This is a genomic window from Propionivibrio sp. (genome assembly GCF_016790145.1).
GTDB lineage: Bacteria > Pseudomonadota > Gammaproteobacteria > Burkholderiales > Rhodocyclaceae > Propionivibrio.
In genome coordinates, this window is record NZ_JAEUOI010000073.1 from 1 (window position 1) to 21,195 (window position 21,195).

Sequence of the window (21,195 nt, forward strand, 5' to 3'; positions counted from 1 at the left end):
GGTGTTCGGAAAACCAGCCCGATCTGATTGTCGTCGATTACATGATGCCGGCGATGGACGGCATTGAGTTCATCTCGCGTCTGCGTGCGGTCGCCGGCAGGGAAGAGGTGCCGATTCTGATGATCACGGCCAATGACGACAAGGACGTTCGTTATGAGGCCTTGCAGAGCGGGGCGACCGACTTCCTGACCAAGCCGGTGGACCGCATCGAATTCTCTGCCCGGGTGCGCAATATGCTCGCGCTGGGCGCCAGCCGGAGGAAGCTGGCCGACAAGGCGGCCTGGCTGGCCGATGAAGTTGAAAAGGCGACGGCGGCGATTCATGTGCGGGAACAGGAACTCTTGTTCCGCATCTCGCGCGCGGCAGAGTTTCGTGATCCGGAGACCGGCGCTCATATCCAGCGCATGGCGCATTATTCTCACCTGATTGCCGGACGGCTGGGCTTGTCCGACGAGCATCGGCAACTGATTCTGCAAGCAGCACCGATGCACGATGTGGGAAAGATAGGCATTCCCGACTTCATCCTGCTCAAACCTGCCGCCTTGACGGTGCAAGAGTTTGCGGTGATGAAGACCCATGCGGCGCTAGGCTACGAACTGCTTAAGGAGAGTGCGTCGAGGATTCTTCAGGCGGCCGCTTCGATCGCGATCTCGCACCATGAGAAGTATGATGGCTCGGGTTACCCTTATGGCGTAGTCGGCGATGCTATCCCTCTGTTCGGGCGCATCGTGGCGGTCGCAGATGTTTTTGATGCGCTAACTTCCGAGCGACCCTACAAAAGAGCCTGGCCGACCGAGCGTGCCGTGGACTACCTGAGCAATGGTGCCGGCGGGCATTTCGATCCGGCCTGTGTCGACGCATTCATTGCTTGCTGGGATGATGTCCTGGGCATTCATGCGCAGTATCAGGATGCAGAAGTACTGAACATTTAGAAAATGATGGCTATTCGAAATTGGTGATTGATTAACGCGTTTGTAATGCACTATGTTGTTGGGATACTCATCCACTTGTCCAGGTTCGACTCTTGCCGGACGTAGCCGGTACCACCATAAAAACCCTCCGAATGTCACAAACAAGCAGGTAGTTTCCAGGTGGAGTATTCATTCAAGTTGTCGTGTCATGTTTGTAGCGCAAAGCCAGACAATGCGCATATAATGCGCATTGGAGGTGTTCCATGAAATCAGCTACAGCCAATAGTGAAGCCCGGAAGCGTCCGGTAAATCTGACACTTAATGAAGATTTGGTTTTTGAAGTACGCGGCCTGACCAATAACCTCTCCTGCGTGGTCGAGTCGCTACTTGTTGACTATGTAGAACTCAAACGTCAGCAGCGTATTTCAAATGCCAAGGCTCTTGATCAAACCATTTCCATGTGGAACGAATTCAACGGCAAGTTTGGATCATTTGCTGATGAGTATTCATCGCTTTGACCCCAAGTCATGGCTCAATACGATGTGCATAGAAATACAGGAAAGCACAGGGAAACCATCCCCTACGTAGTGATTGTCCAGTCATCCATGTATGACAGTTATCGTCGGCGGGTGGTTGTGCCCTTGGTACGAAAGTCTGTTCTTGGGAAGGTAAGCAACTCGCGATTCAATCCCTCTTTCAAAATCGAGAAGGTTCAGGTTGTCCTGCATCCTCTTGAAATAGTGTCAGTTCCAATCGAGCAACTGGGTGAATATGTAGACTCCTTGAGTCAGGAAGGCCGCCGTATTATGGATTCCCTCGATGAATTGCTGACTCAATCCTGGAGATAGACTGGAAGTTTGCTGCTGCATGTCAATCACGGAATAAGGATACCCGAAATGAATTGATCGGGAAGCCTGATCAGTTTCGCCGCTTTTTCCGGCGTGCATTTCGCTGGAATGACGCCAAGTAGCGGTGCTGCAAGGCGTTCCTTCAGTGCCACCAGATTTTCCTCGAAGCGGGACATCTCCGGGTCGATGCGGTTGGCGACCCAGCCAGCCAGCTTCAGACCACGAGCGGCTATGGCCTGTTGACTCAATAGCGCGTGGTTGATGCAGCCCAGGCGCATGCCGACGACGAGGATGACCGGCAGCCCGAGCTTTTCGACCAGGTCGGCGGTGTCGCAGTGCGGGCCGAGTGGAACGCAGAAGCCGCCGACGCCTTCGACCAGCACGACATCGGCCATTGAGCGAAGGCTTGCGCAGGCGGCGACGATGTTTTCGATGTCGATGCGGCGCCCGGATTCAGCCGCCGCGATATGCGGGGCGATCGCTGGCTGGAAAAGGTAGGGGTTGACCAGTTCGCGCGGGGCGTCGACACCGGCAGCGGCAAGCAGTTGTTCAACATCGTCGTTTTTGCCATCGGCATCGGTTCCGGCGGAGATCGGCTTCATGCCGATAGCCTTGATGCCCTGCTCGCGCAGTGCAAGCAGCAAGGCACAGGTGACGAAGGTTTTGCCGACTTCGGTGTCGGTGCCGGTTACGAACCAGGCGGGTGTAGTCGACGTATTCATTTGATTGCGTAGCCTAAAATGACGTCATAACTTGCCGGCAGGCCGGCGGCCTGGCGATGTTGCTCGTAGGCCGCTTCCACCTGTTGCCAGGCGTGGCGCCCCATCATCCCGCTGCGCGCACCCTCGCCGACATTGTGCGCACCGATGCCCTTGACGGCGCGCAGCAGGGTTTTCAGGTCGGGGTAATGTACGGTGTGTTTTTCGCGGCGCAGGACGATGCGGCCAAAACCCGCATTGACCAACGCTCTTTCGACATAGTCCGGCTCGTTGAAGGGCAGGGTGTGGCGGTGCTGGTCCACGCCGGAGAATGCCAAGCGCAATTCATTGAAAGTTTCCGGGCCGAGCGTGCTGAGCGCCAGCCGGCCGCATGGCCTGAGCACCCGCGCCGCTTCCGCAAAGGCCGTGTCGATGGCGCACCATTGAATGGTCAGGCTCGACCACCACAGGTCGAAACTGGCCTCGGCAAAGGGCAACTCCTCGATGTCGGCGGCAAAACAGGCATCGGTGTCGCGCTGTGCCAGGCTGAGCATGGCCGGTGCGAAATCGACCCCGGTAATATGCACGGCGGGCCAGCGTGCGCGCAGCAGGCGCGCGCCGTAGCCGGTGCCGCAGCCGGCGTCGAGAATGCGCGTCGGAATGTCCGCAGAACAATTTGAAAGATCGAACGCTTCGAGCAGACGATCACAGACCTGGCGCTGAACCACGGCGGCGGCGTCGTACGTGGTGGCTGCACGCTCGAATGACTCGCGGATACGTTGCTTGATCGAAGGCAAAGGCATGTCAGAAATCGCCGAACAGCCGGGCAAAACGTTCCGGGTCGTTGAGAAAGGGGGCATGCGCTGCACCGGCAAAGATTTCGAGCTGCGCGTGCGGCAGTTGTTCCTTCAGCCATTGCGCGGCGGGAAGTGGCATCAATGGATCGTTTTCGCCGTGGATCAGCAGTGTCGGCAGCGCGATGGCTGCGAGCTGTTGCCGCAGGTCGACATCGCGTAGCCAGCCGAGGCCCTGAATGAGCGTTGCCGCGTCCGGCAATTTGCTGTCCGACAGGCCGTGCGCCAGGGTGCGGACATTTGCGCGGGCCTGGGTATCGCCTTGATTGAGCAGGGCGATGAAGCGTTTCAGGGTGGTGCCGGGATCTTCGCCGACCGCCGCCTCGAAAGCGTCCAGCAGCGCCGGGGTTTGCGCGTGCGGCCAGTCGTCTGCCTGTGTAAAGCGCGGCGTACTGGCGACCAGGATCAGTCGCGAAAAATGGTCGGGGCGCAGCACGGCGGCCTGCATGGCAAGCTGGCTGCCGAGCGACCAGCCGCACAGGATGCAGCCCTTGGGCAGCGTGTCGGCCAGTGCTGCGGCGGTGTCGATGAAGGAAGGCATGTCGCACGAGTATAGGTGGGTGAGTGCATCAAATGGCGAACTGCTTTCGACATCCCCGCAGGCTGTTTGTTCATGCGCCTGCGGGCCTTGCCCTGGCCAGGATCGTTTATCCATGCGCTGTTCAGGGGTGCCATAACCTGGCAGGTCAAGCAGATGCACACGGAAACGCCGCGCGAGATCTTCGATCACCGGTTGCCAGACAGCCTTGCCGATTCCCCAGCCGTGGATCAGGGCGAGATCGCTGCCGTGGCCGCTGAAGTGGCCAACCCGTTCGACGTTCAGCGTGCTCATGCCAGATCGCACAGGGCATCGACAAGCTGTGTCACCTGCTCGGTGCTGTGTGCCGCCGTCAGTGAAACACGCAGCCGGGCCGTTCCCTTGGGGACGGTCGGTGGCCGGATGGCCGGCACCCACAGTCCGCGTTCGAAGAGCGCGTTGGCAACGCGCAGGGTTTCGTGATTGTCGCCGATGATAACCGGCTGGATGGCTGTCGGTGAAGGCAGTAGTTGCCAGCGGGTGCCGGCCAGCCCGTCGCGCAGTTGTGTGGCAAGCTGCCATAGATGCGCACGGCGGGCGTCGCTGTGCGCTATCAGTTCAAGGCTGGACGCCAGCGCGCAGGCCATGATCGGGCTTGATCCGGTGGTGAAAATATAGCTGCGGGCGCGCTGCAGCAGCCATTCGATGACCGCCTCATGGGCCGCGACAAAAGCACCCGAGGCGCCAGCGGCCTTGCCCAGCGTGCCCATGTAAATAATGCGCTGGGCGGCTGGAATGGCGAAATGGGCCAGGCTGCCGCGACCCTGCGCGCCGAGTACGCCGAAGCCGTGCGCATCGTCGACCACCAGCCAGGCATCGAAGCGTTCGGCCAGTTCGAGTAGTCCGGGCAGGGGTGCCAGATCGCCGTCCATGCTGAAAACGGCGTCGGTGAGGATCAGTTTGCGTTTAGCCGGGCTGGCCGCGAGCAGGCGTTCGAGTGCGGCCAGGTCGCCATGCGCATAGCGCTGGCTTTCGGCACGCGCGAGCTGCACGGCATCGATCAGCGAGGCGTGGTTGAGCTTGTCGGCAAATATCGCGTCGCCACGCCCGACCAGCGCCGGAACGATGCCGAGGTTGGCCATGTAGCCGGTGGAAAACAGCAGGGCGCGAGGGAAGCCAGTAAAGGCAGCGAGTTTCATTTCCAGCGCTTCGTGCGGCGTCTGATGACCGCTCACCAGATGCGAGGCTCCACTGCCGACACCCCAGGTTCTGGCTGCGGCACAGGCCGCTTCGATCAGCGCGGGATCGTTGGCCAGCCCCAGATAGTCGTTGCTGCAAAAGCTGATCAGGTCGCGGCCATCGACGCGCGCCAGCGGGCCGCAGGGCGCATCGAGCGTGCGTCGGCGGCGCTTGAGGCCATCAGCGGTCAATTGAGCCAGTTGAGCGGCAAGTTCTGCGTGAAGGATGGATTCAGACATCGATGGGTAGTGGGCGTAAAAGTTATCAGGGATTCAAATCAACCGAAAATGTTTTCGACCTGGCAGGCGGTACGTTTCAAAATCCTTGCGATCGAGCGACCAGATCGTGGCGCTTCCGGTTTTCAGTGCGGCGACGACGAGCGAGGCATCGGCCAGATCCAGCGGTTGTTCGGCATAACGGCTGATCCAGTCGATGGCAGTGATCAATTCTTCCTTGCCGAGCGGCATCACCTCCAGCCCGCCACGCTCGATCCACCAGTAAAGTGGCAATGTCGAGGCCGCCGTTGGCGCCAGGTGGGAAAATTCAGTGAGTACGGCCCAGGTCGTGAGCAGTCGGCCGCGATAATCCTTCAGGAACCGGGTGCAGCGCTCGTGGGCTTTATCCCGCTTGTCGGCCAAGGCAAGCAGTGGGCCGGTATCGATCAGCAAAACAGTCACGCGGCCTCACGCCCGTGTTTCTTGCGAATGGCGACCCTGACGAGTTCTTTGGAGCGGGTGGTGCTGGTTTTTCCAGAGGCAAATGACCCAATGAAACCGGCTTCACAGGCAATTTCATAGGGCGATTTGGCTGCTGGTTCGCTGCTGAAGCGCTGTTCGAGCAGTTCAATGATGACCCCGGATTTGCTGCGCCGCGTTTCGACGCAATACTGCGCGAGCATCTGTTCGAGACGATCGGGAATACGGACGGTGGTTGTCATGGCGATTCAATGGCGGCTGAAATTGTATTAACGGTAATACAGAATGGTTTCGCGCGCAAGGGAAACCTGCCGCATAACGATTGTTCGATGTAGGCAACTGCTAGTCCAGTTGCTACAATGAAACGAGGGATGCCATCACCCGTCTCGTCAGGCAATTAGAGTAAATGATGGTTCTGCTAAACATTATTTAGTGAAGGCTCCTATGGCCAGAACTACCGTTGTAGCCGGCTACAAGTTGACGGAGCTATTGGCCGATTCTGGAGAGTTGGCTCGCTGGCGAGGCCATGGACCCGACGGATTGCCGGTGCTTGTTCTCCTGCCGGTGAACGATGTGGCTGCACGGAAGATTGTGGGGCAACTCGATCACGAATACGCGCTACGTGATCAGCTCGAACCCGAATGGGCGGTCAAACCGCTGGCCCTGGTACATTTTAAAGGACGCCCCTTGCTGGCATTGGCGGATCCCGGGGGTGAGCCTCTTGATCGTCTATGCGGCCAGCCGATGGATTTGCTACGGTTCCTGAAACTCGCGTCGGCGCTGGCGTCGGCGCTGGGCAGGGCCCACCAAAAAGGTCTGGTACACAGGGATGTCAAACCCCCCAACTTCCTCGTCGATACTGACACCGGTCGCGTCCACCTGACCGGCTTCGGCTTCGCTTCGCGTGTTCCCCGCCAGTTTCAACCCACTCGCCCGCTGGAGACGCTTGTCGGCACGTTTGCCTATATGGCTCCCGAACAGACCGGACGGATGAACTGCTCCGTGGATTCGCGAGCCGATCTCTATTCCCTTGGCGTCACCTGCTACGAGTTGCTCGCCGGTTATCGACCGTTCCAGGCCGTCGATCCGGCGGAATGGGTCCATAGCCATATCGCCCGCGTGCCACCGCCTCTTGCGGAGCGGGTAAACGGCGTGCCGCACATGGTTTCGGATATCGTGATGAAACTGTTGACCAAGACCGCCGGCGAGCGCTACCAGACCGCTGCGGGAGTGGCCGCCGATCTGATGCATTGTCTGGCCGCCCTCGAAGCCAGCGGAACGGTGACGCCGTTTCCCCTTGGCCGACACGACGTTTCCGTTCGCCTGACCATTCCTGAAAAGCTCTACGGGCGGGCGCGTGAAACCGGAGCACTACTCGCCGCCTTCCATCGCGTGGTAACCTCAGGTGAGCCTGAACTGCTGCTGGTTTCGGGCTATTCCGGTATCGGCAAGTCGTCCCTGGTGAACGAACTGCACAAGGAAATGGTCCTGCCGCGCGCCCTGTTCGGGACCGGGAAATTTGACCAGCACAAGCGCGACATCCCCTACGCCACCCTGGCGCAGGCGTTCCAGGGGCTGGTGCGCCAGATTCTGATGCGCGGCAAGGCCGAGATCGCCGCTTGGGCGGATGCCATCCAGCGGGCAGTTGGACCGAACGGTCAGCTTATCCTGAAGCTGATCCCCGAACTCGAATTCATCATCGGCGCTCAGCCGCCCATCCCGGAGCTTTCGTCCACCGAGTCGCGTAACCGTTTTCACGTCGTGTTTCGCCAGTTCGTCCGCGCGTTTGCCACCGCCGACCATCCCCTGGTGCTGTTTCTCGACGATCTGCAGTGGCTTGACCCGGCTAGTCTGGTACTGCTGAACCACCTGATTACCCACCCCGACGTCCGTCATCTACTCCTCATAGGCGCTTACCGCGACAATGAGGTCGGCGCGACCCATCCACTGATGTTGACGATCGAATCCCTGCGTAAAGGCGGGGTGAGAATCGAAGACATTGTTCTGGGCCCCCTCTCTGTCGACGACCTCGGCCATCTGGTCGCCGACACCCTGGTCTGCGACGTCGCGCGGGCGGCGCCTCTGGCTCGGCTGATCCACGACAAAACGGCCGGCAACCCCTTCTTTTCCATCCAGTTCCTGGCTAGCCTGCACGAGGAGCGGCTGCTTGTTTTCGACGTCGAATCGGAGGCCTGGCAGCCTGACATCGACGCCATTCGCGCCCAGGGCTATTCCGACAACGTTGTTGAACTGATGGTCAGCAAACTGGGACGCCTGGCGCCGCAGACCCGCACCGCGTTATCCCATTTGGCCAGTCTGGGCAATAGCAGCACCTTCGACGTGCTCACCCTGATCGCCGGAACCTCGTCCGAATTACTTGAGGCTGACATTCATGAAGCCCTGTCGGCGGGTCTCGTGCACCGCGAGGCCAATACCATCGCCTTTGCCCATGACCGGATTCAGGAAGCCGCCTATTCACTGATTCCCGAGGCGTCCAGCCCCGCCGAGCACCTGCGCGTCGGGCGCCTGCTGGCCGCCCGCTCGCTCGCGGACAGCAACGACGACGCGGTGTTCGACATCGTCAATCAGTTGAACCGGGGCATTGCTCTGCTGACAACGCCCAGCGAGCGGAAGGCCGTACGCTGCTTGAACGTCCGCGCGGGCCGAAAAGCCAAGGCGTCCACCGCCTATGCCTCAGCGCGCACTTACCTGATTCAGGCCGAAGCACTGCTACCGAAGGACGCCTGGGAAACGGATTACGCCGAGAGCTATGACATCGTTCTGGCTTTGTCGGAGTGCGAATACCTTAGCGGCCATCTCGACCGCGCCGACGCGCTGTTCAAGCAGTTGCTCGAAAAGTCACGTTCGCGTCACGAGCGGGCACGGGTCTTTCGGCTGCGCATGAGCCTGTATCAGTTTGCCGGCCGTTTCGCAGACGCTGTGGACACGGCACTTGGCGGACTGGCGCTATTCGGCATGACTTTCCCGGCCACCGAGGCAGACATCGTTGCAGCGATACAAGCCGAGAGAAGTCTTGTGCCGGCGCTGCTGGATGGGCGCCGCATTGATGCTCTGGTGGACGCGCCGCCGATCGACGATGCGGATATCCAGGCGATGCTCGGCATTCTGGTCGACGCCTCACCCTGCGTTTACATTGCCCGCCCAGGCCTTTGGCCGCTGATCCTGCTGAAAGCCCTCAACCTGTCGCTACGACACGGCAACACCGCCGACACCTGCGGCGCTTACAGCGCCTACAGCATCCTGCTGGCCGGAGTATTCGAAGATGCACCGGCGGCGTTCGCCTTCTCTGAAATGGCGCTGGCGCTCAATGAACGGATTCCCAATCCCCGGCTGCGTGCGGTGTTGCTCTATCGCCATGGCACGTTCGTCAACAATACCCGGCGGCCGTTCTCAACCAGCCAGACATTCCTCGAACAGGCCTTCGTCGTCAGTCTGGAGGTGGGCAACCTCGTGTATGCGGGGCTAGGCGCCATCGCACTGGCCTGGCTGGGACTGGACAAGGGCGACCCTCTCGACGAGGTTGTCGAAACCGCACGCAAGTATGCCGCCTTTGCCTATGGCAATGGCAACACCTGGGCCTATCACACGGCGAGGGCTGTGGAATTGTTCGCCTCGGGCCTGGCTGGGACGAGCGTTTCCCAGGGTCAGAACCAGGAAGGCGTTTCAGAGTGGGAAACCTGTTCCGCTGTACTGGCCAAAGGAGGTTTTCAGATCGGCATCGTCACTGGACACATCCTCGAGCAGATGAGCTTCTTCCTCGCCGGCCATCATGCCGAGGCGCTGGGCGCTGCCGAGTTGGCCGCCATCTCGTTGCGTAGCGTCATGGCGATGGCCTGCGAATTTGCCCATCACTTCTATTTGGCACTCACCCTTGCGGCGCTTTACGACGAAGCCGATCCGCCGCAACAACAGGAGTACCGGAGGCGGCTGACCGAGCAACTGTGCAAACTGGATTTGCTGACCAAGTACTGCCCGGAAAATTTTTCCGCCCGACGTGCCCTGGTGGCCGGCGAGGCTGCCCGCATCGATGGCGAGGAAGGCCAGGCCATGCGCTTCTACGAGGAGGCCATCCGGACTGCTCGCGAGAACGGTTCGCCGGTTGAGGAAGGGCTGGCGAACGAGATTGCGTCCCGCTTCTGGCGCAGGATCGGGTTCGACAGTTTTGCCGACATCTATCTTCGAAATGCTCGGGAGTGCTACCAGCGCTGGGGCGCGCTGGCCAAGGTTGCCGATATTGACCGTCACCATCCCGGTCTGGAGGTTTCCGCGGCCGCTACCCACCCCGTTCTTGGCCAGCGCCTGCACGACCTGGACGTCGTGAGCGTGGTAAGAGCCTCTCAGGCCGTGTCCAGCGAGGTGGTGCTGGACCGGTTGATCGAAAAGCTGCTGACCATCGTGCTGGAGCAGGCCGGAGCGCAGAGGGGCCTGCTGATCATGGTTCGCGGCGAAAACCCGATCGTCGCCGCCGAAGCGACGACCCATCGTGACCGCATCGAGGTCGTTCTCCGCCAGTCGCCGCCTGTTGCCAACGATTTGCCGATCTCGGTTCTCAATTTTGTCATGAGTACGCATCAGCAGGCCTTGCTCGACGATGCCTCTGCGGACGAGGGGTTTGCCAAGGACGACTACCTGCGGCAGTCCGGCGTGCGCTCTCTACTTTGCCTGCCGCTGGTCAAGCAGGCCAGGCTGGTCGGCGTGCTTTACCTCGAAAACAGTCTGACGGTCGGAGCGTTCACCGCGAGCCGGGTCGCCCTGCTGGAACTTCTGGCCTCGCAGGCGGCGATATCGCTGGACAATGCCAGCCTTTATGCCGAACTGGAAAAGCGGGTTGCCGAAAGAACCCAGGCGCTCTCGGCTGAGGTAGCCGAACGGACAAGTGCCCAGGCCCAACTCCACCAGGCTTTGACCGAGCTGGAATTGATCCTCGATAACGCGTTACTGGGCATCGTTGTTGTCGCACGCTCCGCCGAGGGCCAGCGCATCATTCGTCAGGCCAACCCGGCGCTGGAACGGATGCTGGGCTATGCGCCAGGAGAGTTGTACGGACGCGAAACGCGAATAATGTTTGCTAGCGACGAGGACTATCAGTTCATGGGATCAGTCTACCAAACCGTATTACGCGAAGGGCGAGTGTACGTTGGCGAACACGATTATCTACGAAAAGACGGCGAGTCCATTCTTACCCATGTCACCGGCATTGCAATTGATGTCCACGACCTCACCAAAGGTAGCGTTTTTCTGGTCGAGGACATCACCGAACGACGGCATAACGAGAACTTGCTGACCGACACCGTACGTGAATTGGAGGCGTTCATTCACAACTCGATGGTCGCCATCCTGTTCACCCACGATCAAAAAATCACCCGCTATAACCCCCGGTTCAGCGAGATGTTCGGTTACCCTGGAGATGAAGGCCTTGGCCTGCCGACTCGCGATTTGTTTCCTTCGCAGGAAGACTATGAAGCACTCGGCCAAAAGGCATTTCCCCTTTTTTCCACCGGGCGACCGGTTCACGTCGAGCTTTACTTGCAACGCCGTGACGGCCAGACGCTGTGGGTCAACGTGATTGGCTACGTCGCCAACCCGGAACAAACGGCCCAGGGTACCATCTGGATCATCGAAGATCGTACTGACTTCAAGCATGCGGATGTGGCACTGCGCCGGAGCCACGCTGAACTGGAAGTGCGTGTAGCCGATCGTACGGCGGAACTGTCACAGCAACTTCATTTCCTTAAGCAGTTGATCGAAGCGATTCCTGGCCCGGTTTTCTACAAGGATGCCGAGGCTCGCTATCTCGGTTGCAATAGCGCGTTCGAAGCCTTTGTCGGTAAGCCAGCCAGCGAACTGATCGGCAAGACGCCCCACGATATCGCTCCCAGGGAACTGGCCGACAAGTATCTCGCTGCCGACCGCGAGATTCTCGACCGGCCGGGGTTCCAGATATACGAAAGTCCGGTCCACTTCGCCAATGGCGAAATGCGCGACGTGATGTTCCATAAAGCAAGCTTCACCAGGGCCGATGGCACGGTGGGCGGTCTGGTCGGCGTGATGCTTGACATAACCGATCGCAAGCGCATGGAGGACGAGCTGCGGCAGGCGGCTGCAGTGTTTGAAAGTGCTGCGGAGGGCGTCATCATTACCACCCCTGAGGGTTCGATCATGGCGGTGAACCGTGCATTCACCAAGATCACCGGCTACGCAGAAAGCGAGGTGATCGGCCTGAATCCACGTATTCTGCAATCGGGCCGCCATGACAGTAATTTCTACCACGAGATGTGGCAGTGCATTGCCCGTGATGACCGCTGGCAGGGGGAAATCTGGAACCGGCGCAAGAACGGCGAGATCTATCCCGAATCGGTTTCCATCAGCGTTGTAAGAGATACCCAAGGACGTGTGGCCCGATACGTTTCCACTGCTTCCGACATCAGCCAGCAAAAGAAAAACGAGGAGCAAATCCAGGTGCTGGCGTTCTCCGACCCGTTGACCCGCTTGCCAAACCGAAGGCTTCTGCATGATCGCCTACAGCACGCACTCGCGACAAGTTCCCGCACCAAGAGCCATGGTGCACTATTCTTTATCGACCTCGATGATTTCAAGACCCTTAACGATACCCTCGGCCATGACGTTGGCGACCTGATGCTGCAACAGGTCGGCCAGCGTCTGAGCGGCTGCATGCGCGACGGCGATACCGTGGCCCGACTGGGCGGCGATGAGTTCGTGGTGGTATTGGAAGCCCTGAGCGTAGACCCATTGGTGGCTGCAACGCAGGCTGAAAGCGCAGGAGATAAAATCATGGGGACACTGCGGCAGCCGTATCAACTTGCTAATGGCATTTATCACAGCACGCCAAGCGTCGGTGTCACGCTATTCGCCGATACGCACGAATCGACAGATGAGTTGCTGAAAAGGGCCGATCTGGCCATGTACCAGGCGAAATCGGCTGGCCGCAACACCCTGCGCTTTTTCGACCCGATGATGCAAGCGGCGGTTTCGAGTCGTGCGGCGCTCGCAGCAGATTTACGTGACGCTGTTTTCAATAATCATTTTCTGCTGCACTACCAGGCCCAGGTCGTTGGCGAGGGTCGGCTGACCGGGGCCGAAGTGCTGTTGCGGTGGAAGCATCCCGAACGCGGTTACGTATCGCCTGCAGACTTCATTCCTCTGGCTGAGGAAACTGGCTTGATTCTGCCCTTGGGTCACTGGGTACTGCATACCGCCTGCGGCCAATTGGCGATCTGGGCCGGCCGACCGGAGATGGCCGAGCTGACGATCGCGGTGAATGTCAGCGCGCGGCAATTCAGGATGCCGAAGTTTGTTGAAGAAGTTCTGGCCGTTCTTGAGCATACCGGAGCGAACCCACAGCGACTCAAACTGGAGTTGACGGAGAGTCTTCTAGTTACCGATGTGGAAGACATCATCGCCAAGATGAACGCGCTGAAAGCTAAAGGCGTGGGCTTCTCACTTGACGATTTTGGCACGGGCTACTCTTCGCTCTCTTATCTTAAGCGCCTGCCTCTTGATCAGATGAAAATTGACCAGGGGTTCGTCCGTGACATTCTCACCGACCCCGACGATGCCGCCATCGCGAAGATGGTCATCGCTCTTGCCGAGAGTCTGGGGCTGGCGGTTATTGCGGAAGGCGTGGAAAACGAGGCACAGAGAGATTTTCTCGCTCGCCAAGGCTGCCATGCCTATCAGGGATATCTGTATAGTCGTCCGCTACCTTTAATGGAATTTGAGGAGTTTGCGAGGCGTGCCTGATCACAGCGCGAGAAAATACGAGTGCGGGCAAAGGCGGTGTTGCCGGTCAGGGAGTATTGATACAACACTCGGATAAGCTCAGCGTAGAGGAGAGGATTTCAGGACTACTCGGCAGCCTGCATCGATTCCGTCACAGCCTCTTCCAGCGCTTCTTTTGTCGCTTGTCCGAGATGAGCAATTTCTTCATCACTGACGATGTACGGCGGCATCAGATAAACGGTGTTGCCGATCGGGCGGATCAGGGCTTCGCGCGCAAGCGCCGCCCGGTAAAAGCGGCGGGAGAAATGCGGGTCTGCGCTTTCAACATCGAAGGCGAGAATCATCCCGCGCTGACGCAGGTGTTTGACCTGCGGGTGCTGGCCGAGTGGTGCCAGTGCGGCGGCAAGCTTTTCGGCGCGCGCCTGGTTGGCTTCCAGCACCTTGTCATCGGCAAAAATGTCGAGCGTTGCCAGCGCAGCACGGCAGGCCAGCGCGTTGCCGGTGTAGGAGTGCGAGTGCAGGAAGCCGCGTGCCGTGGCGTCCTCGTAAAACGCGCCATAGACCGCATCGGTGGTGAGCACGATGGACAGCGGCAGGTAACCGCCGGAGATGCCTTTCGAGAGGCACAGGAAATCCGGTTTTATAGCGGCCTGCTCGTGGGCGAAGAAAGTGCCGGTACGGCCGCAGCCGACGGCGATCTCGTCGCAAATGAGGAGCACCTCGAAGCGATCGCAGAGCGCGCGTGCGCGGCGCAGGTAGTCCGGGTCGTACATGGCCATGCCGCCGGCGCACTGGATCAGCGGCTCGACGATCAGCGCGGCGATGCTTTCGTGATGGGTTTCGAGATGGGTTTCGAGCGCTGCAGCGGCGCGGCGTGCGACATCGAGGGCCGACTCGCCGGCTTCGGCGCGGCGGGCGTCGGGCGATGGCACGGTCGCGGCCGGGCGGATCAGCGGCGCGTAGGCGTCCCTGAAAATCGCCACGTCGGTCACCGCCAGCGCCCCGACCGTCTCGCCGTGATAGCTGCCTTCGAGGCAGAGAAAATCCTGTTTTCTGCTGCGCCCACGGTTGCGCCACGCGTGGAAGGACATCTTGAGCGCAATCTCGGTCGCCGAGGCACCGTCGGAGGCGTAGAAACAATGGCCCAGTCTTTCCCCCGATCCGCCGCCGGTCAGGGCCGAAAGGCGTTCCGACAGTTCGACCACCGGCCGGTGCGTGAAGCCGGCCAGGATGACGTGTTCGAGTTCTTCGAGCTGTTCGCGCAGCGCTGCGTTGATGCGCGGGTTGCAGTGGCCGAACAGATTGACCCACCACGAGCTGATGCCATCGAGATAGCGCCTGCCATCGAAATCGTAGAGCCAGACGCCCTTTGCCCGGGCGATGGGTATCAGCGGCAGCGAACCGCTATCGTTGCTCACATGCTGCTTCATCTGCGTGCATGGGTGCCAGACGGCGTTGAGGCTGCGTTGCAGGAGATCGGTGTTGCTTGTTTGAGTAATCAATGAAGACAAATCCAAGTCAATGCCTCGCAGGTCGGTTTAGGTCCTGGAGGAAATTCCCATGGCGGACGCCATGCTATGCCGGATCAGTGCAAGGTCTGCGAGGGCGCGTTGTTCTGCTCCGGCATTTCGGCATGCACCGAATCGCCCTCGATGTTCGGGTAGAGCGGTGCGCCGCAGTCGTCGCAGAACTCATAGGGGAACTGCTGGCCGTGCACCAGGATTTCCTTAATTCCGGATTCGCGCAGCAGGCTTTCAATCTCGCCGACCACGTCGCTTGTTTCATCTTCGGCACCGAGCAGGGGCCAGATGACACCGTGAAAAATCGTATTGCCGCCACGCGGCCCGAAAGCGATACGGTATTCTTCCAGCCGCTTGTCGTGAAAGCCGCCGATGACGGCGCGCAATGCTTCGGCCGGCTGGCCCAGGGTGGTCTGCAGAAAAGCCACCGAGGCGTGCACCGAGTAAGGGCGTGAGGCCATGTCGGCGGTGCGGCAGGCGGCATGATAGGAATCGGCGAGCAGCGTCTGGAATGCGCAGCCGGTGAGCAGGGGTTCAAGGCAGGGCCCGCCCTGTTTGACCCATTCCTTGAGCGCCGTTTCACGCGTGCAGCTTTTCGACTCATTCCAGCGGAACAGCGGCATGCCGCGCGGTACGGCTATGGCACCGATCAGATAGCGCGTGTCGGAGAGAAACTGGTTGGTTTCAGGCAGCGTGGTCACGTCGAGTTTCAAGGCATTGTTGCACAGCGCCGCGCTCCCCAGATCGCGCATCAACTGCCAGGTATCGACAAAGCTGCGCGGCAACTGGTCCGGGCTGTACAGGTAATCCGCCAGGGCCATCTGGGCGCTCGCTGAAAAAACGTGCGCGCCGAGATGAACCTTGAGTGTTTGCAGCGTGCTCCTGGGGATTGTTCCGGCCGGGATCGAAAAGCGTGACCAGGCGAGCACGGGCACATTGAACAACAGGATGTCGTACTCGTGTCCCTGATGCGAGAGCAGGCAGGATTCGGCGCGCGACTCGATGAGGTCGGCAAGGCTGTCGTGCGCCACGGCGTGCGAGTCGAAGAGGCGGTCCAGCGAAGCGTTCAGGTCATCTTCGGCGCCCTCGTGCAGCAGTTTATCTATGAGTTCCGAGAGTTGCCTTTCCCAGAACTCATCTTCCAGCATGCCGCCGGACTCGGCAAGGCCGGTCGCCAGTCGGCCCAGTTCGGTGGCGTCGGCGGATATGCGCTTGCGCGAGGAGAGTCGATTGCGTTTCATGATGGTGAACCTGCAGGGCGAGACAATCGGCTATTGTACCAAGACGACGAGTGGCCTTGCTTGCTTGATCGTATCCGGCCCACGCAAAATTTGTTCTGAAAGTCCACAGTCATTCCGGCGAAAGCCGGAATCTGACCGCAGGGAATGCAGAGCCAGGAAAGCCAAGGCACTGGACACCGGCTTCTGCCCCGAAGGTGACAGGGCCTAGCAGCCTGTCGGACTTGAGTTAGCTCTTGGCGGGCCAAAGAACCCAGAGCGCCTATTTAATCTCAAAATATGCCATATAGTTACGCATTATCCGATTTCCCCCTTTTTTTACCAGATTTTACGGACTACCTGCCCAATTTGGGCGCAATACGGCCATGCGCTTTATATTCCACGCAAGACAAACCAAAGACCACTCACCGGTGACTTTTTCAAGTCCGCGTAGCAAGAACTGCCGAAAGCCCATGACCGACTTGATGATCCCGAAGACCGGTTCGACCGTCTGCTTGCGCAAGGCGTAAGCCGCCCGCCCCGCTTTTGTCTTCAAGCGATGCGCCATCGCCTGCATTGGCGTGGCCTCGGCAGGCAAAGCGGCGGGCTCGCTATGGCGCTCACGCCAGCCCGGATGGTGTTCTTCTTTGGCCACGGCGATCAGCGGCTCAATGTGGGCCGCCTCACACGCCTTGATGTTCGTCTCGCTGGAGTAGCCGGTGTCCGCCATCAACCGCTCCACGGCGCCCAAGGTCTCGGCCTGCGCATCGAGCGTCTTGAGCATCGGTTCGACCTGCTCTTTGTCGTTGGGTGCTTGCGTGACGCCCGTGGCCACCACCAGCATCGTGGCGGCATCGACCGCTGCCTGAGCGTTATAGGCTTGCTCGTAGCCGCCTCCGGCGACCGGCATAATACGCGACTCTTCGTCGGTGAGATTGATCTGGTCGCTGTCTTTCGGCCCCGGTTCGGGAGCCTTGGGCACCCGGCCTCCCGGTTTCTTTCCGGTGTCTTTCTCTTTGGCGGCACGGTGCGCCATCTTCTCGTCGTACTCGGCCTTCTCCTGCGCATAGCGCTCTGCGGCGCGGGCGGCAATCTTGGCCTTGGCCTTCGCCATGGCCGCCAGCCGGTCTTCGCGGCGTTTGATTTCTTCGGGCAGGCTGACGCCGTCCGGGAGGTCGGCCTGATCGGCTTGTTCGGCCAGCGCCAGCAGTTCCTGAACTTCGGCCTGGAGTTGGACTTCCAACTTCTCGATATGCCCATGCGAGAGCGCACTGTGGCGCGAGGCATTGGCATGGATCTTGGTGCCATCAAGGCACACGGTGCCCAGTTTGAGCAGCTTCAACTCCTGCGCGTACTCGAGCACTTGCACAAATAGACTGGCCAGTTCGTCGAGGAAGCGTCGGCGGAAGGTCGCCAGGGTGTCGTGATCGGGATGGCTGTTGGCGGCGATGTAGCGGAAGGCGACCGAGTCATAGGTCGCCCGCTCCAGTCGGCGACTGGAGAAGACGCCGGTGGCGTAGCCATAGACCAGGATCGCCAGTAACGTCGCCGGATGGTGCGCCTTTGAGCCTCGACCTGCGTACTGACGAGTGAGATTGGATAAATCAAGTTGGTCGATCACCTCAACAACAAACCGTGCCAGATGATCTTCACCCAGCCAGTCACTCACCGAGGGCGGAAGCAGATAGTCGGTCTTGCGGTCGGTCACAATGAAGTTGGACATGGTCAGCCCTGAAATTTTCACAGGAATGACTATAGCATATTTTAGACTTGCAGCGCAACACTTTTTAAGTCCGACAGGCTGCTAGGGCTCAAACACTCCTGGGGTGCGCCGGTGTGACGGATTTTTCAGCGTTTCCTTAAACCTCTTTCTTCGGCGGCAGGAAAAAATCTCTCGGGTGTTGCAGCAGATGGCGCAGGATGGCGCCGGCGATCATTCGCCACGGGGTTTCCGATACATGTCTGGCACGCAGAGCGACGTCGAGCGCCAGGGTGAAGCTGACCGTCAGGTTCATAAAGCCGATGGCGGCGACGCCAAGTGCTGCCCAAAGCAGCAACCAGTGATCCGCAGAGAAGTCGAGACCGACGAAGGCGATGCCGACGAAAGCCGATGAAAACGCGACATGGCGGATGTCGATGGGCAGGCCGAAGAGAACGCCGAAGATGGTGGTACCGCCGAGCAGGAAGCCAAAGATGAAGTTGCCGGACAGGGCGCCGAGATTGTCGCCGATATAGGCCGATACGCTTTGCATGCGCGCTTCGCCGAAGACTCGTTTTGGCCAGCCGAGTTGCAGGATGCGCTCGGGGATGCGGTTGTAGGCCGCAAAATTGTCGAAGTAGCCGTTGATCAGTCCGGCGAGGAACAGGCAAACGCCGGCGATGGCGGCGTAGACTACGGCGCCGCTGTGAATCAGGCTTTGCTCCTCAAGCAGATGGATGGCTTTCAAAGGGCTGACAAAGTGCTCGCCGCCGAGGCTGAAAACGGCATAGGCGATCAACCCGGCGAGCGGGATGGCGACGAGGATGTTGCCAAGAATGGCGACGATCTGGCTGCGCACGGTACGCGCAATGAGGCCGGTCAGTACCTCGAGGTCGCGCAGTTTTCCGCCGCTCTGGCTGATGCTGGCGGCAATGGCGTTGGCGGTCATCGCCGGTTGCTTGGTGGCGACCGTGCCGTGCACGATGTGGATCAGGCAGAAACCCAGCCCGTAATTGAGGCAATAGGCAATGGCGCCGGTGAGCGGCGGCATGTCGGCCTTGGCCAGCAGGATCTTGAAGCAGGCCATGAAGGCGATGATGAAGCCGCCAATAGCCGCCGAGCGCGCCATGTCGCCATATTCGTTGCGTGTTGCGGTGATGTAGTGTTCGCCGTGGGCGCTGGCGTTGTCGGTGACGCGCAGGGCGAGCAGATCGGTGTTGCGGCGCCAGTGCTGGCGCAGGTTGTTCCGCTGACATTCATCCCGGATCAGTCGGATAAACAGGTGAACGATGGGCGGGTAGGCCGATTGTCCGTCGGGGTCCTGGCGCAGCCTGTCGAGAATGTCGAGCAGTTGCTCACAGCGCAGAATCAGTTGTTGCAGGCGCTGCACATGATAGGTGAGGCGGATGCTGGTGCCGTCCCGGGCCGCGCGCTTGCGTATCTTTTCGATGACTTGCAGGCATTGGTCGAGCAGGACGCGCAGGTGCCTGTCGTCGCTGATGGCGGCATCCGGCTTGCGCCAGGCGCCGGGATAGGCGTCGATATAGGCGATCAGCTCTTCGTTCTGTGTGACAAAGGGCGATTCGTAGGTTTCGAGAGCGCGGTCGAGTCGCAGCAGTTCGGGCTCCATGCCGAATGCGGCGATCCAGTAGGAAATGACGCGCAAGGAACGGATGATTTCAGCAATCGCACGCGGCATTTCAGGCGATGCAGAACTCTCATCGAAATGCAGTGCTTCGTCGAGCTCCAGCCACGCCTGCTCGCCGACGCCGCTCACCCAGCGGCCGTCGCTCGGTTGATGAAAAATCCTGCGCAACGCGGTGCGCAGCAGATCCTTGTCGAGCGCTTCGGGGAGAATCGTGTGCCCGATGCGGCGGATGCATTCGGACAGAAAGCTGGTATTGGGCAGGATGCCGGTCGAGGTGTACAGCTCAGAGTGGCGATGGGTGTGGCTCAGTTCGGCGAGTTTTTCGCGGACGGCCTGACGCAACTCAGGGTGCAAGCCAAGGATGTGGCACAGCGCTTGCAGGTTACGTTTCGCCGTTTCAAAGTCGGTGGCCCGGCGCGGCCTGATTTCATCGATCAGCCTAGCGAACAAATCCGTCGGATCGGCGTCCGGGGCAGCAAAGCAGGCAAGGAGTTCTTCCATTGTGTTTATGTTTCCGGGAGCGGCAAGCGGGGTGGCCGGGTCGGGTACAATCCTAACAAACAATTGTTCCGGAATTTTTTCGGCCTGGATGAATAAAGTGATCATTGTACTTTCCCCCGCCAAATCCCTTGACTTCGAGACGCCGCCGACGCTGGCCGACGCGACGCAGCCGCAATTTCTCGATCAAGCGCAATTGCTGATCAAACGGCTGCGCAAGGTATCGCCGCGTGCGCTCGGCAAACTGATGGGCATCAGCGATCAGCTCGCGGTACTGAACGCCACACGCTATGCCGACTGGGCACTGCCCTTCACGCCGGAAAACGCCAAACAGGCGGTTCTGGCCTTCAACGGCGATGTCTATGAAGGGCTCGACGCCGCAACGCTGGCGCCGTCCGACCTGCGCTTCGCGCAGGGGCATTTGCGAATTCTCTCCGGGCTTTACGGCGTGCTGCGCCCGCTCGATCTGATGCAAGCCTACCGCCTGGAGATGGGCACCCATCTGGCCAACCCGCGCGGCAAGGATCTTTATGCCTTCTGGGGCGAACGCATTGTCGATGCGCTGAATGCGGCGCTGCTTGAAGTCAAGGCCGCGGCGCTGGTCAATCTGGCTTCGGAGGAATACTTCAAGTCGGTGAAATCGAAAAAACTTGCCGTGCCGGTGATCCAGCCGGTATTCGAGGATTGGACTGGTAGTGAAGGGGCGGGGAAATTCAGGGTCGTCAGCTTCTACGCCAAGCGTGCGCGCGGGCTGATGGCGCGTTTTGCACTGGTCAAGCGAATCACGGTACCGGAAAAGTTGAAGAAGTTTTCGGTCGAGGGCTACACCTTTGCCGCCGAGGCATCGACTGCAACGCGCTGGGTATTTCGTCGCCGGTCAAATCAGTCCATGTAGAAGGCCGGAGCGAGTAGGTCGGGTTAGCGATAGCATAACCCGACTGAATCCTCGGCCTGAGACGTCGGGTTACGGCCTGGCGGCCTAACCCGACCTATTCGCTTCGACGAGAGATGGTTTTGTCATACCAGGCCGAGAAGCTGATTGGCGGCTTCCGCCGTCATGATGGTAAACGGTGGCGGTTTGTGCCGGTGG

At 59.8% G+C, this 21,195-nt stretch carries 15 protein-coding genes; 5 read left to right on the forward strand and 10 right to left on the reverse strand.

Annotated features, from left to right (window positions below; translation table 11 throughout):
- The 3 genes from JNM42_RS06365 to JNM42_RS06375 all read left to right on the forward strand — a co-directional run.
- Positions 1–932, forward strand: a 932-nt coding sequence (locus tag JNM42_RS06365; RefSeq protein WP_294267801.1) for an HD domain-containing phosphohydrolase, incomplete at its 5' end; no start/stop codon positions are given.
- A 242-nt stretch (positions 933–1,174) separates the two neighbouring features.
- Entirely contained in the window at positions 1,175–1,429 is a 255-nt protein-coding gene (locus JNM42_RS06370; RefSeq protein WP_294267803.1) for a type II toxin-antitoxin system CcdA family antitoxin, read from the forward strand.
- A 9-nt stretch (positions 1,430–1,438) separates the two neighbouring features.
- Complete coding sequence (locus JNM42_RS06375) at positions 1,439–1,759, forward strand: CcdB family protein (protein WP_294267805.1); 321 nt, start codon at positions 1,439–1,441, stop codon at positions 1,757–1,759.
- A gap of 26 nt (positions 1,760–1,785) precedes the next feature.
- Here JNM42_RS06375 and bioD read toward each other — a convergent pair whose 3' ends face one another.
- The 6 genes from bioD to JNM42_RS06405 are packed head-to-tail and all read right to left on the reverse strand — an operon-like array spanning position 1,786 to position 6,004.
- The gene (bioD, locus tag JNM42_RS06380; protein ID WP_294267806.1) at positions 1,786–2,481 is read right to left on the reverse strand and encodes a dethiobiotin synthase; all 696 of its coding nucleotides are present in this window, start codon (positions 2,479–2,481) and stop codon (positions 1,786–1,788) included.
- Positions 2,478–3,260: a malonyl-ACP O-methyltransferase BioC gene (gene bioC / locus JNM42_RS06385; protein WP_294267808.1), complete on the reverse strand. Its 783-nt coding sequence runs from the start codon at positions 3,258–3,260 to the stop codon at positions 2,478–2,480. The genes bioD and bioC overlap by 4 nt, the downstream gene beginning before the upstream one ends.
- A 1-nt stretch (position 3,261) precedes the next feature.
- Complete coding sequence (locus JNM42_RS06390) at positions 3,262–4,143, reverse strand: alpha/beta fold hydrolase (RefSeq protein WP_294267810.1); 882 nt, start codon at positions 4,141–4,143, stop codon at positions 3,262–3,264.
- Positions 4,140–5,306: an 8-amino-7-oxononanoate synthase gene (gene bioF / locus JNM42_RS06395; protein WP_294267812.1), complete on the reverse strand. Its 1,167-nt coding sequence runs from the start codon at positions 5,304–5,306 to the stop codon at positions 4,140–4,142. Before bioF ends, JNM42_RS06390 begins: the two co-directional genes overlap by 4 nt.
- A 33-nt stretch (positions 5,307–5,339) precedes the next feature.
- A complete protein-coding gene (locus JNM42_RS06400) occupies positions 5,340–5,744 on the reverse strand; it encodes a PIN domain-containing protein (protein WP_294267814.1) in 405 nt (134 codons plus the stop codon).
- Entirely contained in the window at positions 5,741–6,004 is a 264-nt protein-coding gene (locus JNM42_RS06405; RefSeq protein ID WP_294267816.1) for a hypothetical protein, read from the reverse strand. The genes JNM42_RS06400 and JNM42_RS06405 overlap by 4 nt, the downstream gene beginning before the upstream one ends.
- Positions 6,005–6,206: 202 nt before the next feature.
- Here JNM42_RS06405 and JNM42_RS06410 point away from each other — a divergent pair, with 202 nt between their 5' ends.
- Positions 6,207–13,544, forward strand: a complete 7,338-nt coding sequence (locus tag JNM42_RS06410) for an EAL domain-containing protein (RefSeq protein WP_294267818.1) — start codon at positions 6,207–6,209, stop codon at positions 13,542–13,544.
- A gap of 104 nt (positions 13,545–13,648) precedes the next feature.
- Here JNM42_RS06410 and JNM42_RS06415 read toward each other — a convergent pair whose 3' ends face one another.
- From JNM42_RS06415 to JNM42_RS06430, 4 genes are all read right to left on the reverse strand, one after another.
- A complete protein-coding gene (locus JNM42_RS06415; protein ID WP_294267829.1) occupies positions 13,649–15,022 on the reverse strand; it encodes an adenosylmethionine--8-amino-7-oxononanoate transaminase in 1,374 nt (457 codons plus the stop codon).
- An 86-nt stretch (positions 15,023–15,108) separates the two neighbouring features.
- On the reverse strand, positions 15,109–16,284 hold the full coding sequence (locus tag JNM42_RS06420) for a DUF2863 family protein (RefSeq protein WP_294267820.1): 1,176 nt from the start codon (positions 16,282–16,284) through the stop codon (positions 15,109–15,111).
- A gap of 325 nt (positions 16,285–16,609) precedes the next feature.
- On the reverse strand, positions 16,610–17,983 hold the full coding sequence (locus JNM42_RS06425) for an IS1182 family transposase (RefSeq protein WP_294267822.1): 1,374 nt from the start codon (positions 17,981–17,983) through the stop codon (positions 16,610–16,612).
- A 136-nt stretch (positions 17,984–18,119) separates the two neighbouring features.
- Positions 18,120–20,213, reverse strand: a complete 2,094-nt coding sequence (locus JNM42_RS06430; protein ID WP_294267824.1) for a site-specific recombinase — start codon at positions 20,211–20,213, stop codon at positions 18,120–18,122.
- Between JNM42_RS06430 and yaaA the strand changes: the two genes are divergently transcribed.
- Positions 20,206–21,000, forward strand: coding sequence for a peroxide stress protein YaaA (gene yaaA / locus JNM42_RS06435; RefSeq protein WP_294267826.1), 795 nt, complete (start codon positions 20,206–20,208; stop codon positions 20,998–21,000). The genes JNM42_RS06430 and yaaA overlap by 8 nt on opposite strands.
- The last annotated feature ends 195 nt before the right edge of the window (positions 21,001–21,195 follow it).

Bases quoted from the DNA above. Each gene is read 5' to 3' on its own strand.
- JNM42_RS06410 (WP_294267818.1), top strand. From the start codon at position 6,207: ATGGCCAGAACTACCGTTGTAGCCGGCTACAAGTTGACGGAGCTATTG.
- bioC (WP_294267808.1), bottom strand. From the start codon at position 3,260: ATGCCTTTGCCTTCGATCAAGCAACGTATCCGCGAGTCATTCGAGCGT.
- JNM42_RS06430 (WP_294267824.1), bottom strand. From the start codon at position 20,213: ATGATCACTTTATTCATCCAGGCCGAAAAAATTCCGGAACAATTGTTT.
- bioD (WP_294267806.1), bottom strand. From the start codon at position 2,481: ATGAATACGTCGACTACACCCGCCTGGTTCGTAACCGGCACCGACACC.
- JNM42_RS06390 (WP_294267810.1), bottom strand. From the start codon at position 4,143: ATGAGCACGCTGAACGTCGAACGGGTTGGCCACTTCAGCGGCCACGGC.
- JNM42_RS06420 (WP_294267820.1), bottom strand. From the start codon at position 16,284: ATGAAACGCAATCGACTCTCCTCGCGCAAGCGCATATCCGCCGACGCC.
- JNM42_RS06375 (WP_294267805.1), top strand. From the start codon at position 1,439: ATGGCTCAATACGATGTGCATAGAAATACAGGAAAGCACAGGGAAACC.
- JNM42_RS06425 (WP_294267822.1), bottom strand. From the start codon at position 17,983: ATGTCCAACTTCATTGTGACCGACCGCAAGACCGACTATCTGCTTCCG.
- bioF (WP_294267812.1), bottom strand. From the start codon at position 5,306: ATGTCTGAATCCATCCTTCACGCAGAACTTGCCGCTCAACTGGCTCAA.
- JNM42_RS06370 (WP_294267803.1), top strand. From the start codon at position 1,175: ATGAAATCAGCTACAGCCAATAGTGAAGCCCGGAAGCGTCCGGTAAAT.
- JNM42_RS06405 (WP_294267816.1), bottom strand. From the start codon at position 6,004: ATGACAACCACCGTCCGTATTCCCGATCGTCTCGAACAGATGCTCGCG.